Raw genomic sequence first — 15336 nt, 5'->3', positions numbered from 1 at the left:
CCTCCCCACCGCAAGCGGGGGGAGGGAGTAATGGCCGAGCCGCTGATCATCGTGGGCAAGGGCATGGCGGCGACGCGGCTGGTCGACGAACTCAGCCAGCGCGCGCTCGGCCGCTATTCCATCGCGGTGATCGGAGCGGAAGACCGGCTGGCCTATAACCGCGTGCTGCTATCGCCGCTGCTGGCGGGCGAAATCGCCGAGCTCGATATCGAGCTGAAGCCCGCCGCCTGGTGGAAGGCGCGCGGCGTCTCCACGCTCTATGGCCGCGCCGTCGCCGGCATCGACCGCGCCGCCAGGACCGTCACGCTGGAGGACGGCCTGAACCTGCCCTATGGCAAGCTCGTCCTCGCCACCGGCTCCAGGCCGCTGAAGCCGGCTTTTCCCGGCGGCGAACTGCCGGGCGTCGCGACCTTCCGCGACACCGCCGATGTCGGCATGATGCGGGCCTATGCGCAGCGCGGGGCGCGCATCGTCGTGATCGGCGGCGGCCTGCTCGGGCTCGAGGCGGCCTATGGCCTCGCGAAGGCCGGCGGCAACGTCACGCTGCTGCATCTGGTCGACCGGTTGATGGAGCGCCAGCTCGACGCGGAGGGCGCCGCCCTGCTCGCCTCGGCAATGGCCGCGCGCGGCATCGCTGTCAGGCTGAACAGCGCCACAAAGGGCTTCATCGGAAATGGCAAGGTCGAGGGTGTCCAGCTGGCCGACGGCACGATCATCCCGGCCGATCTCGTGGTCATCGCCATCGGCGTGCGACCCAACACTGACCTAGCCAAGGCGGCGGGTCTTGCCGTCGATCGCGGCATCGTCGTCGATGACGGTCTGGCCAGCGACGACGCGAACATCTTCGCTATAGGCGAATGCGCGCAGCATCGCGGCTGCGTCTACGGGCTGGTCGAGCCGGCCTATGAGCAGGCGCGGGTGCTGGCGATGCGGCTTGCCGGCCAGAAACATGCCGGACTAGACGCCGCCTATCCCGGCTCTCTGCTCGCCACCAATCTCAAGGTCAGTGGTGTCGGCGTCTTCTCGGCCGGCGAGTTCGAGGCCGGGGAGGGGGCCGAGATCGTCGTGCTCCGCGACCGCGCCGCCGGCATCTACCGCAAATTCGTGCTGCGTGAGGGCCGGCTCGCGGGCTGCGTGCTGGTCGGGGACACGCAAGGGGCGCTGTTCTATCTCGGTTTGATCCGCTCCGGCCAGGACATCACGGCGATCCGCGCCGACCTGCCTTTCGGCGAATCCTATTGCGCCGACGGGCGCATCGGGGAGGCGGCCTGACATGCGCGTCGACGACACGCTTCCCGGCCCCGGCATGGCGGACGCCGCGATCCGCACGACCTGCCCCTATTGCGGCGTTGGCTGCGGCGTGCTCGCGACGCCAGACGGCAAGGGTGGGGCGCTGATCGCCGGCGATCCGGCTCATCCGGCTAATCGTGGCCGGCTCTGCTCGAAGGGCTCGGCGCTCGGCGAGACGCTGGGGCTGGGCAGCCGCGTGCTCCACCCGCTGATGCGCAATGAGGCCGGCGGTTATGACCGCGTGTCCTGGGATATCGCGCTCGACGCCGTCGCGGACGGGTTGAAGGCCATCATCGCTCGTGAAGGCCCCGAGGCCGTCGCCTTCTACCTCTCCGGCCAGCTTCTCACCGAGGATTACTACGTCGCCAACAAGCTGATGAAGGGTTTCATCGGCTCGCCCCATGTCGACACGAATTCGCGGCTCTGCATGTCCTCGACCGTCGCCGGCCACAAGCGCGTCTTCGGCTCCGATACCGTGCCCGGCAATTACGAGGACCTCGACTGCGCCGATCTGATCGTGCTGGTCGGCTCCAACACCGCCTGGTGCCATCCGGTCCTGTTCCGGCGCATCCAGCAGAACCGCAACGAACGTGGCGCGAGAGTCGTGGTCATCGATCCCCGCGTGACCGCCACAGCCGAGGATTGCGACCTCGTGCTGCCGCTCAAGCCGGGCTCTGACAGCGTGCTCTTCGCCGGCCTGCTCGTGCACCTCACCGAGGCCGGCCTGATCGACCAGACCTATCTCGAACGCCATACCAGCGGCTTCGATGCGACACTGGAGAATGCGCGCGCGATTGCGCCCGATCTCGCGTCGATCGCGCTTCGCACGGGGCTGAACGCTAACGACATCGCAGCCTTCTATGCGCTCTGGGCCGGCACGCCGGCCGTGGTCACGGCCTGGAGCCAGGGCGTCAACCAGTCGGCGCAAGGGACCGACAAGGTCGCCGCGATCCTGCATTGCCACCTCGCCACCGGCCGCATCGGCCGGCCCGGGGGCGGTCCGTTCTCGCTGACCGGACAGCCCAACGCCATGGGCGGGCGCGAGGTCGGCGGGCTCGCCAACATGCTCGCGGCCCATATGGGCTACACGCCCGTCGAGATCGACCGCGTCCGCCGCTTCTGGAACGCGCCGAACATGGCCCGCAGCGAAGGCCTCAAGGCCGTCCAGATGCTCGATGCCGTCGCCGAAAAGCGCATTCGGGCGCTTTGGGTGATGGCGACCAACCCCGCCGTCTCACTTCCAGATGCCGACAAGGTGAGCGCTGCCTTGAACGGGCTCGATCTCTTCATCGTATCCGAAAACGTGCTCTCCAACGACACGCTCGCAGCCAAGCCGCATATCATCCTGCCCGCCGCCGCCTGGGGCGAAAAGGATGGCACGGTCACCAATTCCGAACGCCGCATCTCGCGCCAGCGTGGCTTCCTGCCCCTGCCGGGCGAGGTGAAGCCGGATTGGTGGATCATCTGCGAGGTGGCCAGGCGGCTGGGCTTCGGCGCGGCCTTCGGCTTCCGGAATGGGTCGGAGATCTATGCGGAACATGCCGCGCTGTCCGCCTTCGAGAACGAGGGCAGCCGCGATTTCGATATCGGCGCGCATGCGGGCCTGTCCAAGCACGCCTATGATCGGTTGAAACCCGTGCAGTGGCCGGTTCCCATCGGCCAGCCACAGGGCACAGAACGTCTCTTCGCCGATGGCGGCTTCTTCACGCCAGATCGCCGCGCCAAGCTTTCGACGCTCGCGATCCCGGAACTGGCGGCTGCGCGCAGCGACGCCTTTCCGCTGCTCCTGAACACCGGCCGCGTCCGCGACCACTGGCACACGATGACGCGCACGGGCCTGAGCCCGCGCCTGTCCGCCCATATCGGCGAGCCCTGCATCTTCGTTCATCCGGCCGACGCCGCCCGCTTCGGCCTCGCCGAGGGCGGCTTCGCCCGCATCGCCAATGCGCATGGCGCGGTCATCCTCAAGGTTTCGCTCGATCCCGGCGCGCAACCGGGCTCGCTCTTCGCGCCGATCCACTGGTCGGGCGAGACGGCCTCGCATGCCCGCATTGGCGCCGCCGTCCAGCCTGCCTGCGACCCCTATTCCGGCCAGCCCGAGCTCAAGGCGACGCCATCATCGATCGCGCCGGTCGCTTACGCCTCGCAGGGCTTCGTGCTTTCGCGGGGGACCTTTGCTCTGCCGGCGGGCAGCTGGTGGGCGAAGCTCGCCGTCGAAGGCGGCGAGGGCCGGCTCTTTGCAACCGACGCCACGCTCGACGACCTGATGGCCGCCGTTCGGGATGCCTTTGGCACGGCCGATCTGATCGAGATGATCGACCGCGACAGCGGCGTCTATCGCTGCGCCGTGACGCAGGGCGGCCGGCTCACTGCGGCCCTCTTCGTCGGCCCAGCCGGGCGCGCGCCGCTCTGGGATACGGTCAAGCTCGCCTTCGCCGATCCGCAGTCCGTGCCGGAAAACCGGCTCGCCCTGCTTGCAGGCCGCAGGCTCGACGGCGCCGCCGATCCCGGACCGACCGTCTGCGCCTGCTTCGGTGTCGGGCTGAACGCGATCCGCGCGGCTTTCACTGGTGGTGGCACGGTGACGCCCGAGGATATCGGCCGCCAGCTCAAGGCCGGCACGAATTGCGGCTCCTGCCTGCCGGAAATCCGGCGCATCGGCGCATCGGCGCGCGAGACGGTGGCGGCATGAACGGTGGCGGCATGAATGGTGGCGGGATGACGGGCGCAACGGAACAGCTCAATCAGGGGAGTATCGGGATGGGTCAGGCTGTCTTGAAGAGCGCGACATCGGGCGCGAAGATCGTCGCCCTGCCGGGCGCGAAGGCGGAGGTGGTGACGCTTCCGGGTGTCGCGACCAAGCGGCTCGCCGACCGGCTCGGCCCCTGGCTGCGCACCGCGCTCGTCAATCTCGTGCCGCCGCTGATCACGGTGGCGCTGATCCTGCTCGTCTGGCAGCTGGCCGCGCACGGTCCGCAATCGGCTCTGCCGACGCCGACCAGGATCTGGGCCGAGGCTCGCGATCTGATCACCGAACCGTTCTTCTGGAACGGCTCACAGGATATCGGGCTGGGCTGGCGCATCCTCGTCTCGCTCCAGCGCGTCGCCATCGGCTTCAGCCTTGCAGCCGTCGTCGGCGTGCTCCTGGGCGCGCTCGTTGGCCAGTCGGTCTGGGCGATGCGGGGCTTGGATCCGGTATTTCAGGTGCTGCGCACCGTGCCGCCGCTCGCCTGGCTGCCGCTTTCGCTGGCCGCCTTCCGCGACAGCCAGCCCTCGGCGATCTTCGTGATCTTCATCACAGCGATCTGGCCGGTGATCATCAACACGGCGGTCGGCATCCGCAATATCCCGCAGGACTATCGCAACGTCGCGCAGGTGCTGCGGCTGAACCAGATCGAGTTCTTCTTCAAGATCATGGTGCCCTCGGCCGCGCCTTATATTTTCACCGGCCTGCGCATCGGCGTCGGCCTGTCCTGGCTTGCGATCGTGGCAGCCGAGATGCTCACCGGCGGCGTCGGCATCGGCTTCTTCATCTGGGATGCGTGGAACTCCTCGCGCCTGTCCGACATCATCGTGGCGCTCGTCTATATCGGCGTCGTCGGCTTCATCCTCGACCGCCTTGTCGCCTTTGTCGGCACCATCGTCACCCGCGGCACCCTGACCAATTGAGGAGGATGCGATGAGCTATCTCAAGATCGATCACGTCGACAAAACCTTCCAGCGCGGCGGGGCAACGACCGAAGTCCTGAAGGACATCAACCTCGTCATCGACAAGGGCGAATATGTCTCGGTCATCGGCCATTCCGGCTGCGGCAAGTCCACTTTGCTCAACATCATCGCCGGCCTTACGCCGGTGAGCGCGGGCGCTGTGCTGCTCGAGAACAAGGAGGTCGCGGAGCCCGGCCCGGAGCGCGCTGTGGTATTCCAGAACCACTCCCTGCTGCCTTGGCTCAGCGTCTACGACAATGTCAGTCTGGCCGTGAACAAGGTGTTCGGGGGCAAGAAGACCCGGGCCGAGCGGCATGACTGGATCATGCACAATCTCGACCTCGTCCAGATGGCCCACGCCCGGGACAAGCGTCCGGCCGAAATCTCCGGCGGCATGAAGCAGCGCGTCGGCATCGCGCGCGGCCTCTCGATGGAGCCGAAGATCCTCTTGCTCGATGAGCCTTTCGGCGCGCTCGACGCGCTGACCCGCGCGCATCTGCAGGATTCGATCATGCAGATCCACGCGACGCTGGGAAACACCATGATCATGATCACCCATGACGTCGATGAGGCCGTGCTGTTGTCGGACCGGATCGTGATGATGACGAACGGACCCTCGGCTCGCATCGGCGAGGTCCTGGACATCAGGCTGGAGCGCCCGCGCAAGAGGCTCGATCTGGTCTCCGACCGCACCTACATCGCCGCCCGCGAGGCGGTGCTGAAATTCCTCTACGAGCGCCACCGCTTCGTCGAGGCGGCGTGATGATAGGTTCGATGAAGTGCAAAGCGCAGGGTGACCCCTTCTCCCCTCGGGGGAGAAGGTGGCCCGGCGAAGCCGGGCCGGATGAGGGAAGGAACCGCGACGAGGCAAGACTTCCCTCATCCGTCAGCGCTTCGCGCTGCCACCTTCTCCCCCGGGGGGAGAAGGGAGGGCGGCTGCCATGAGCGAAGACTTCAACCCTGATCAGAAGCGCTATCTCGAAGGCTTCATGAGCGGCATGCAGTCCGCGCGCGCCGCGCGTGGTCTCGGCCCGCTCGGCGGTGCTCCGGGCAGCGGCAAGGCCGCACCGTCGGGACCCGACAAGGAGCATACGGAAGCGCAGGGACGCACCATCGCCGCGGGCGGCAAACTCGTCGACCAGGAAAAGTGGAAGGCGGCCGAGCACCCTTTCGACGCCTATGCGCGCTTCAAGGACCAGGCGAATGCCGGCATCTATCCCAAGCCCGAGGATAATTTCCGCTGGCGCTATCACGGCCTGTTCTATGTCGCGCCGGCCCAGAACAGCTACATGTGCCGGCTGCGCATCCCCAACGGCATCCTGAAGGCCTGGCAGTTCGAGGGCGTGGCCGATCTCGCAGAGAAGCTCTGCGGCCCCTATGCCCATGTCACCACCCGCGCCAACCTGCAGGTCCGCGAGATATCGGCCGAAAACGCGCCGCTGCTGCTGGAGGGGCTCGCCGATCTCGGGCTCACCGCCAAGGGCTCGGGCGCCGACAATATCCGCAACGTCACGGGCTCGGCCACGGCGGGAATCGACCCGCTCGAACTGCTGGATACGCGGCCCCATGCCCGCGCCTGGCATCATCACATCCTGAACGACCGCTCGCTTTACGGCCTGCCGCGCAAGTTCAACGTCGCCTTCGACGGCGCGGGCTCGATCGCGACGCTGGAAGACACCAACGATATCGGCTTCCAGGCGATCGAGATCGGGGAGGGCGCCGCCTTCGACGGCCAGCCGGTCGCGCCCGGCATCTGGTATCGCCTCGCGCTGGGCGGCATCACCGGCCATCACGACCTCGCCCGCGACACCGGCGTCATCGTCGCGCCGTCCGACGCCGTCGCAGTGGCCGATGCCATCGTGCGCGTCTTCATCGCCAATGGCGACCGCACCAACCGCGCCAGATCGCGGCTTAAATACGTGCTCGACGCCTGGGGCTTCGACAAATTCCTCGACGCCGTCGAGGACAAGCTCGGTCGCAAGTTGATCCGCATCGATGCGGCCTTCGCGAAGCCGCGCCCGGTCTATGACCGCCTCGCCCATATCGGCGTGCACGAGCAGGTGCAAAGCGGCCTGAACTGGATCGGCGTGGCTCTGCCGGTCGGCAAGCTCACCGTCGCCCAGATGCGCACCATCGCCGCGATCGCCAATACCTGCGGCGATGGCGATATCCGCCTCACCGTCTGGCAGAACCTGCTGATCTCCGGTGTGCCCGACGCCAGGGTCGAGGACGCGCTGGCGAACCTCCAGGCCATCGGCCTCTCCGCCGAAACCTCGATCCTGCGCGCCGGGCTGATCGCCTGCACCGGCGCCACGGGGTGTAAATTCGCGGCAGCCCACACCAAGGAGGATGCGCTCGCCATCGCCGCCCATTGCGAGCCGCGCATCACGCTCGACACGCCCGTCAACATCCACCTGACCGGCTGCCACCACTCCTGCGCCCAGCACTATATCGGGGATATCGGCCTGATCGGCGCGAAGGTTCCGGTCAACGAGGATGGTGACACCGTGCCCGGCTACGATCTGCTCGTCGGCGGCGGCTATGGCGTCGATGGCGGCATGGCCAGGCCCTTCCGCGAGAAGGTCAGGGCGGAGGACGCACCGGCGCTGGTCGAGGCTGTGCTGCGCACATGGGCTGCACATCGCGCCACGCCGGATGAAAGCTTCGTGGCCTTCGCCCGTCGCCATGAGATCGCGGCGTTGCAGGCGCTGGTCGCCGAGACAGGAGGGGCGGCGTGAGCGCAGATCTCTCGATTGAGCATCATGGTTGCGGCAGGCCGCATTCCCTCCCCCCGCTTGCGGTGGGGAGGGCTAGGGTGGGGGGCCGGAAAGCCAGAGCTCTGTCCTTGACACCCGAGCCGAGCGGCACTGCCCCCCACCCCAACCCTCCCCACCGCAAGCGGGGGGAGGGGGCGGCAAGCGTCGCGGCCCGCTGTTTCGGAAAGGATGTGGCATGACCGTCCAAACCCCATCCCCCATCGTCCAGGTCCTGCCGGAAACCGCCCCCTTCAGCGAAGCGCAGCGCTCCTGGCTCAACGGCTTCTTTGCCGGCCTGCTCTCGCTCGACAATGCCGGCGTCACCGCCCTCTCGCCCTCCGAAAATGCGGCGGTGATGGGCGCGGCCGATGACGGCGCACCCTGGCACGATCCGGCGATGGAGCTGCCCGAGCGCATGAAGCTCGCCGAGGGCAAGCCGCTGCCGCGCAAGCTCTTCGCCGCGATGGCGCAGCAGGATTGCGGCCAGTGCGGCTATGTCTGCGAGACCTATTCGGCCGCGATCGCCGAGGGCAAGGAACCGCGCCTGAACCTCTGTGCGCCCGGCGGCAAGGACACGCTGCGGATGCTGAAGGTGCTGGTGGAGGAGGGAGGCTCAGTGCCCGCCGCCCCGGCCGAAAGTGTTCCGGCCGCCCCGACCGGACCCATCGGCCGCTCGCGCGAAAATCCGGCGCTCGCCACCTTCCTCTCGCGTCGCAAGCTCAATGGCGAGGGCTCCGAGAAGGAAACCTGGCATGTCGAGTTCGATCTTTCGGAGTGTGGGCTCGATTATATCGTCGGCGACGCCTTCGGCATCGTCGCACAGAACGATCCGCGTCTCGCCGATGCGGTGATCGCCCTGCTCGGCGCCCGGCCCGATGCGATGATCAACGGCAAGACCCTGCGCGATATTCTGATAGGCGACGTCGCGCTCGGGCCGGCGCCCGACGCGCTGTTCCAGTTGATCTCCTACGTCACTGGTGCCGAAACCCGCGCTAAGGCCAAGCGGCTGGCAGCTGGCGAAGATCCCGATGGCGATCTCGACCGGCTCGATGTTCTCGGCACACTGCACAAGTTCGGCAGCGCGCGGCTTTCGCCCGAGGCCTTCGTCGAGGCGCTCGATCCGCTGCAGCCGCGCCTCTATTCGATCTCGTCCTCGCATAACGCGATCCCCGGCCGCATCTCGCTGACGGTGGACACGGTGCGTTACAAGATAGGCACGCGCCCGCGCTGGGGCGTGGCCTCGACCTATCTGGCCGAGCGTGTCCAGCCCGGCGAGAAGGTGCCGGTCTATGTCCAGCGCGCCCATGGCTTCGGCCTGCCGGCAAACCCCGAGACGCCGGTCATCATGTGCGGGCCGGGCACCGGCATCGCGCCGTTCCGGGCTTTCCTGCATGATCGCAAGGCGACGAAGGCGTCGGGCAGGAACTGGCTGTTCTTCGGCCATCAGCGCCGCGCCAGCGATTTCTTCTACGAGGACGAACTGAACGCCATGAAGCAGGAGCGCATCCTCACCGGCCTGACACTGGCCTGGTCGCGCGATGGCAAGGACAAGATCTATGTCCAGGACCGCATGCGCGAGCGCGGTGCCGAACTCTTCGCCTGGCTGGAGGAGGGCGCGCATTTCTATGTCTGCGGCGATGCCAAGCGCATGGCCAAGGATGTCGAGCGCGCCATGGTCGATGTCGTCGCCGAGCACGGCAAACGTTCAGTCGACGAGGCTGTCACCTATGTCGCAAACCTCAAAAAGGCCGGGCGCTATCAGGCCGATGTCTACTGACTGCCGACCAATTTGATTTGAGGAGGTCGGGAAACACCGCGTCATCCCGGACAAGCGGGGAAGCCGCGCAGATCCGGGACCCATCGGAGGGCTCCGAGCCTTACGATGGATCCCGGGTCGACCTGCGGTCGCCCGGGATGATGGTGTGGTTCCGAGTGTGATCACAAGCGGTCGAACGCGAGACGACGCTGGGTGGCCTACAGGCGGCTCAGCCATACTCCCTGCCGTCTGCCACGTTGAGCGCCATTTGTCGTCCCTTGACGGCATTCGGCCAGCCCCGCGCGGCAGCGCCTTGACAGATCAGGCGCGGCCATCGGACCTTCCCCGCTATAAAAAATTGGGGAGGCTTCCGGATTATGCGCCTGTTCGCTGCGTCGCTTGCCACCGAAACCAACACCTTCTCGCCGATACCGACATCCCGCGCGAATTTCGAAGCTTCCGCCTATTTCCCGGCCGGGCAGCACCCCGACCGCGCGACGCACACCACGGCTCCGCTCTATGTGGCGCGGCAGCGTGCTCAGCGTGACGGGTTCACGCTCGTCGAAGGCTCCTGCTTCTGGGCCGAGCCGTCAGGGACCTGCGCCAAGGCCGATTATGAGGAGATGCGCGACGAAATCCTCGCGCAGTTGAAGGCGGTGCTGCCGGTCGACGGTGTGCTGCTCGGCCTCCACGGCGCGATGGTCGCCCATGGCTATGACGATTGCGAGGGCGACATCCTCGAACATGTCCGCGCGCTCGTCGGGCCGAAAGTGCCGATCGGCGTCGAGCTCGATCCGCATTGCCACCTCACCGAGAAACGCGTGCGTCTGGCTGACGCGATCATCCTCTACAAGGAATATCCGCACACCGATTTCGTCGAGCGCGCCGAGGAACTGGTCGACATCATCTTGGCGACCGTGCGCGGCGAAATCCGGCCGGTGATGTCGCTCTACGATTGCCGGATGATCGAGCTGGTGCCGACCACGCGCGAGCCCGGCCGCGCCTTCGTCGACAGGATGAGCGCGCTCGAAGGCAAGGACGGCGTGCTCTCGGTCTCGCTCGCCCATGGCTTCCAGCAGGGCGATGTGCCGGAGATCGGCACGCGCGTACTGGTGGTCACCGACAATGCCAAGGCCAAAGGAGATGCGCTGGCGACAGCGCTCGGCGAGGAGTTCCGTTCGCTGAAAGGCCAGTTCGCGCCGCCGGTCGTGCCGCTTGACGAGGCGCTGGACAGGGCGCTGGGCAGCACCGCCAACGGACCGAGCGTGATCGCTGATTCAACCGACAATGCCGGTGGCGGCGCGGCCTCCGACAACACCAACATCATCCACCGCATGCGCGAGCGCGGTATCACCGATGCGGCCATCGGCCCGGTCTGGGACCCGGTCGCCGTCGCGTTCTGCCTGACGGCGGGCGTCGGCGCGACCATTCCGCTGCGCTTTGGCGGCAAGGCGGCCTCCACATCGGGCGCGCCTGTCGACGGCGATGTCACCGTGCTCGGCGCCATCCGCGGGGGCACGCAGAGCTTCGGCACGGCAAAAGTGCCGATCGGCGACGCCGTCGGCATCCGCATCGACGGCATCGACGTGGCGCTGCTCTCGCATCGCACGCAGGCGCTGGGGCTCGAGATTTTCACCAGCGTCGGCATCGACCCGACGCAGAAGCGCATCGTCAGTGTCAAGTCGACCAACCATTTCCACGCGGCCTACGGGCCGATCGCCAGCGCGGTGATCTACACCGATGGCGGCGGCCCCTCGCATCTCGACGTGCGCAAATATCCCTATCGCAAGATCGACCGGCCGCTCTGGCCGCATGACCCGCTGCCGCCCGGCCGCATCGTGGTCTGATTTGGAGCTTGCGAAGGAGGTTCGCACCGTGAGTTAATGCCCTTGACCGGCCAGACGGGGCGAATGCCCGCAGGCCGCGAATATCCGTGCATGACTATCCTGGGGAGGAGAACGACATGACGACCACACGCCGCAGATTTGTTCAGGGCGGTATCGCCGCCAGTGCGCTGACCGCCGCTCCGGCCAGCGTCCGGGCGCAAACGACGCCGACAGCTGCCCGCACCATCCGCGCCGTGCTGCATGGCGATCTGCGCGTCTTCGATCCGGTCTGGACGACCGCGAACATGACCTCCTACCACGCGGCCATGGTCTACGACACGCTGTTCGGCGTGGACGACAAATTCGAGCCCAAGCCGCAGATGGTCTCGAAATGGTCGCTCTCGGACGACCGCAAGACCTATAATTTCGAACTGCGCGACGGCCTGCGCTTCACCGACGGCACGCCCGTCACGGCCAGGGATTGCGTCGCCTCGATCCGGCGCTGGGGCGCGCGCGACGGTGGCGGCCAGCACATGATGGCCCGCCTCGCCGACACGCCGATCAAGGACGACAAGACCTTCCAGATCGTGATGAAGGAGCCCTACAGCCTCGCGGTCGAATGGCTGGCCAAGGCTGCGACCAATGCCTGCTACATCATGCGCGAGAAGGAAGCGCAGACCGACCCCAACCAGCAGATCACCACGATCCTCGGCTCGGGGCCCTTCACCTTCAACCAGGACGCCGTCGTCCAGGGCCAGCGCTACGTCTATGACCGCAACGCGAATTACGTGCCGCGCTCGGAGCCGGCCGTCTTCACCTCCGGTGGCAAGGTCGTGAATGTCGACCGCGTGATCTACGAGAACATCGCCGATGAGGCGACGGCCATCGCCGCGATCCGCGCCGGCGAGATCGACATGATCGAATACCCCAATGTCGACCTGCTCGACACGCTCTCGGGCGAGAAGGCGATCAAGCTGGAGGTGCTGAACAAGCAGGGCCAGCTCGGCTGGGCGCGCGTCAACTGGCTCCATCCGCCGTTCAACAACGTCAAGGCCCGCCAGGCGATGCTGCATCTCATCCACCATACCGAGGTGATGAAGGCGACCTTCGGCGACGAGAAGTACTTCCGCGGCTGCTCCTCGCTGTTCGGCATGGGCACGCCGATGGAGAACGACGCCAATATCGACTGGTTCAAGGGCGGCCAGAACATCGAGAAGGCCAAGCAGCTGGTCAAGGAATCCGGCTATGACGGCCGGCCCGTGGTCGTGCTGCATGCGACCAACATCGCCTATATGAACAATGCCGCGACCCTGATCGCGCAATGGATGCGACAGGCCGGCTTCAACGTTTCGCTGCAGGCCTCCGACTGGGGGGCGGTCATCACCCGCCGCGCCGTGAAGGCGCCGCCCGATCAGGGCGGCTGGAACGTCTTCTTCACCTCGGGCTCGGTCAACGCCTTCGGCAACCCGGTCGCGCTCAGCGGCCATGCCGCCAATGGCGAGAAGGGCTGGTTTGGCTGGCCCACCGACGAGAAGCACGAGGCCTTCCGCGACAAATGGGCGGCTGCCGCCAACGACGCCGAGCGCAAGCAGATCGCGCGCGACATGCAGCAGAACGCCTGGGATTTCGTGCCGCACATGTATTACGGCCAGTGGTTCCAGCCTGCGGCGCTGCGCAATCTCACCGGGCTCATCGGCATGCCAGAGCTGATCCCGTTCTGGAACGTCAAGAAGGGCTAGGCGCCCTGTCATGTCGACTGGATGGAGAGCCGTCATCCTGGACAAGCCGCGCAAGCGGGCAGCTCCGGGATCCATCGTAAGGCACACTGTTCCTCGATGGATCCCGGGACGACCTGCGGTCGCCCAGGATGACGTTAATGTCCATGCAAGGCACCGCACGCGTTGGTTGGGAGCGTTGTCATCCCGGACAAGCCGCGAAGCGGCGCCGATCCGGGATCCATTCCGGAAGCTCTGTCGGAAGCGCTCCGGAATGGATCCCGGGTCTCCGCTACGCTGCGCCCGGGATGACCAATCGAGATCAACCTGAACGCGAAATGATCTAGCCCGCGCAGTGCTGGACCGAGGCGGGCGGGAACGCCGAGGGAGAACGTCCTATTCATGCTCAGCTATCTCACCCAGCGTCTCGCATCGACCATCCTGGTGATGACGCTCGTCGGCATCTTCGTGTTCCTGCTCCTGCATTTCTCGGCGGGCGATCCTGCCGCGATCATCGCCGGCGACTATGCGACGCCGCAGCAGATCGTCGCCATCCGCCAGCGCCTCGGGCTCGACGACCCCTTGCTCGTCCAGTTCTGGCGCTGGGCGCTGCGCGTGATCCAGGGCGATCTCGGCGTCTCCATCTTCTCGAACACGCCGGTCAGCGTGCTGATCCTCCAGCGCCTTGAGCCGACGCTCTCTCTGGCCCTGCTGACCATGATGTTTGCCGTCAGCATCGCAGTCACGTTCGGCGTGCTCGCCGCCTGGCGGGTCGGCAGCCTTGTCGACCGTGTCCTGATGGGCTTTTCGGTGCTCGGCTTCTCGATGCCGGCCTTCGTCGTTGGCTATGCGCTGATCTACATTTTCGCGATCGAGCTGCGTTGGCTGCCGGTGCAGGGCTATCGATCGATCGTCGAAGGGGTCGGCCCCTGGCTGCTGCATCTCATCCTGCCGACGCTGACGCTGGGCCTCGCCTATGTCGCGCTGATCGCGCGCATGACCCGCGCCTCGATGCTGGACGTGCTGGAGGAGGATTACATCCGCACCGCCAAAGCCAAGGGCGTCGCGACCCGCACCATGCTGATGAAGCACGCGCTGAAGAATGCCGGCGTCCCCATCGTCACCGTGGTCGGCATCGGCGTCGCCCTGCTGATCGGCGGCGTGGTGATCACCGAGACGGTCTTCAACATCCCCGGCATCGGCCGGCTCGTCGTCGACGCCATCTCGAAGCGCGATTACCCGATCATCCAGGGCGTCATCCTGCTGTTCTCCGGCGTCTATGTCCTCGTCAACCTCCTGGTGGATCTCTCCTACACGCTGATCGATCCAAGGATTCGCTACTGATGGCCGGGCAAACGATCATGAGCGCGATCACCGTGCCCACCGCCGATCCTGCGCGGCGCAGCCTACCCGCCCGCATCGCGCGTTTCGCGCGCCGCAACCCGACGATGCTGCTGGGCGGCGCCATCCTGCTCTTCTTCGTGTCGGTGGCGATCTTCGCGCCGCTCCTCTCCGGCGATCCGATGCTGAAGGCGCCGACGCGCCGGCTGCTGCCGCCCTCGGCCCAGTTCTGGTTCGGCACCGACCATCTCGGCCAGGACGTCTTCGCACGCACGGTGCATGGTGCGCGCGTCTCGCTGATCGTCGGCTTGAGCGTCGCGACGATCTCGATCCTGATCGGCCTGCTGATCGGGCTGATGGCCGGATATTATCGCTGGGTCGATGCGGTCGTGATGCGGCTGATGGACGGGCTGATGGCGATCCCGGCGATCCTGCTCGCCATCGCGCTGGTCGCGCTCAACCAGGGCAGCATCGGCGTCGTCGTCGCGGCCATCGCCATCCCCGAACTCCCGCGTGTGGTCCGGCTCGTCCGCTCGATCGTGCTCAGCGTGCGCGAATTGCCCTTCGTCGAGGCCGCCGTCTCCTGCGGCGCGCGCACGCCGCGCATCCTCCTGCTCCATCTGATGCCGAGCACGATCGCGCCGCTGATCGTGCAGGCGACCTATATCTGCGCCTCGGCGATCCTGGTCGAGGCTTCGCTGTCCTTTCTGGGAGCGGGCGTTCCGCCGGAAATCCCGAGCTGGGGCAACATGATCGCGTCCAGCAGGCTTTACCTCGCGCGTGCGCCCTGGACGATCTTCTGCCCCGCGATTGCGCTTGCCCTCGTCGTGCTGGCGGTCAACCTTCTCGGTGACGGCCTGCGCGACAAGCTCGATCCCCGGCTCTCCCGCCGGATGTGACGCAAGCAGCATCGCGACTCATGTGAGCGGCTCGCGTCACCCATC

General features: G+C 66.7%; 10 protein-coding genes. All 10 read left to right on the top strand.

Annotation, left to right across the window (positions count from 1 at the left end; all coding sequences use genetic code 11):
• Positions 1 to 30 precede the first annotated feature (30 nt).
• A complete protein-coding gene (locus C4S73_RS22080; RefSeq protein ID WP_103874744.1) occupies positions 31 to 1272 on the top strand; it encodes an NAD(P)/FAD-dependent oxidoreductase in 1242 nt (413 codons plus the stop codon).
• 1 nt (position 1273) lies between these two features.
• On the top strand, positions 1274 to 3982 hold the full coding sequence (locus tag C4S73_RS22075) for a nitrate reductase (RefSeq protein ID WP_244595725.1): 2709 nt from the start codon (positions 1274 to 1276) through the stop codon (positions 3980 to 3982).
• Between the two features lie 68 nt (positions 3983 to 4050).
• A complete protein-coding gene (gene ntrB / locus C4S73_RS22070) occupies positions 4051 to 4959 on the top strand; it encodes a nitrate ABC transporter permease (protein WP_103874864.1) in 909 nt (302 codons plus the stop codon).
• 10 nt (positions 4960 to 4969) lie between these two features.
• A complete protein-coding gene (locus C4S73_RS22065; protein WP_103874742.1) occupies positions 4970 to 5761 on the top strand; it encodes an ABC transporter ATP-binding protein in 792 nt (263 codons plus the stop codon).
• 178 nt (positions 5762 to 5939) lie between these two features.
• Positions 5940 to 7736 carry a NirA family protein gene (locus C4S73_RS22060; RefSeq protein WP_103874740.1) on the top strand — a complete coding sequence of 599 codons (1797 nt, stop codon included), beginning with the start codon at positions 5940 to 5942 and terminating at the stop codon, positions 7734 to 7736.
• A gap of 214 nt (positions 7737 to 7950) precedes the next feature.
• Entirely contained in the window at positions 7951 to 9531 is a 1581-nt protein-coding gene (locus C4S73_RS22055) for a sulfite reductase subunit alpha (protein WP_103874738.1), read from the top strand.
• Positions 9532 to 9887: 356 nt separating this feature from the next.
• Entirely contained in the window at positions 9888 to 11357 is a 1470-nt protein-coding gene (locus C4S73_RS22050) for a M81 family metallopeptidase (RefSeq protein ID WP_103874736.1), read from the top strand.
• A gap of 116 nt (positions 11358 to 11473) precedes the next feature.
• Positions 11474 to 13075, top strand: coding sequence for an ABC transporter substrate-binding protein (locus C4S73_RS22045; RefSeq protein ID WP_103874734.1), 1602 nt, complete (start codon positions 11474 to 11476; stop codon positions 13073 to 13075).
• 378 nt (positions 13076 to 13453) lie between these two features.
• On the top strand, positions 13454 to 14395 hold the full coding sequence (locus C4S73_RS22040) for an ABC transporter permease (RefSeq protein WP_103874732.1): 942 nt from the start codon (positions 13454 to 13456) through the stop codon (positions 14393 to 14395).
• A gap of 17 nt (positions 14396 to 14412) precedes the next feature.
• On the top strand, positions 14413 to 15291 hold the full coding sequence (locus tag C4S73_RS22035; protein WP_103874863.1) for an ABC transporter permease: 879 nt from the start codon (positions 14413 to 14415) through the stop codon (positions 15289 to 15291).
• The last annotated feature ends 45 nt before the right edge of the window (positions 15292 to 15336 follow it).

The organism is Allobosea lathyri, assembly GCF_900108245.1.
Lineage (GTDB): Bacteria > Pseudomonadota > Alphaproteobacteria > Rhizobiales > Beijerinckiaceae > Allobosea > Allobosea lathyri.
This window is presented reverse-complemented; position numbering and strand designations above follow the sequence as displayed.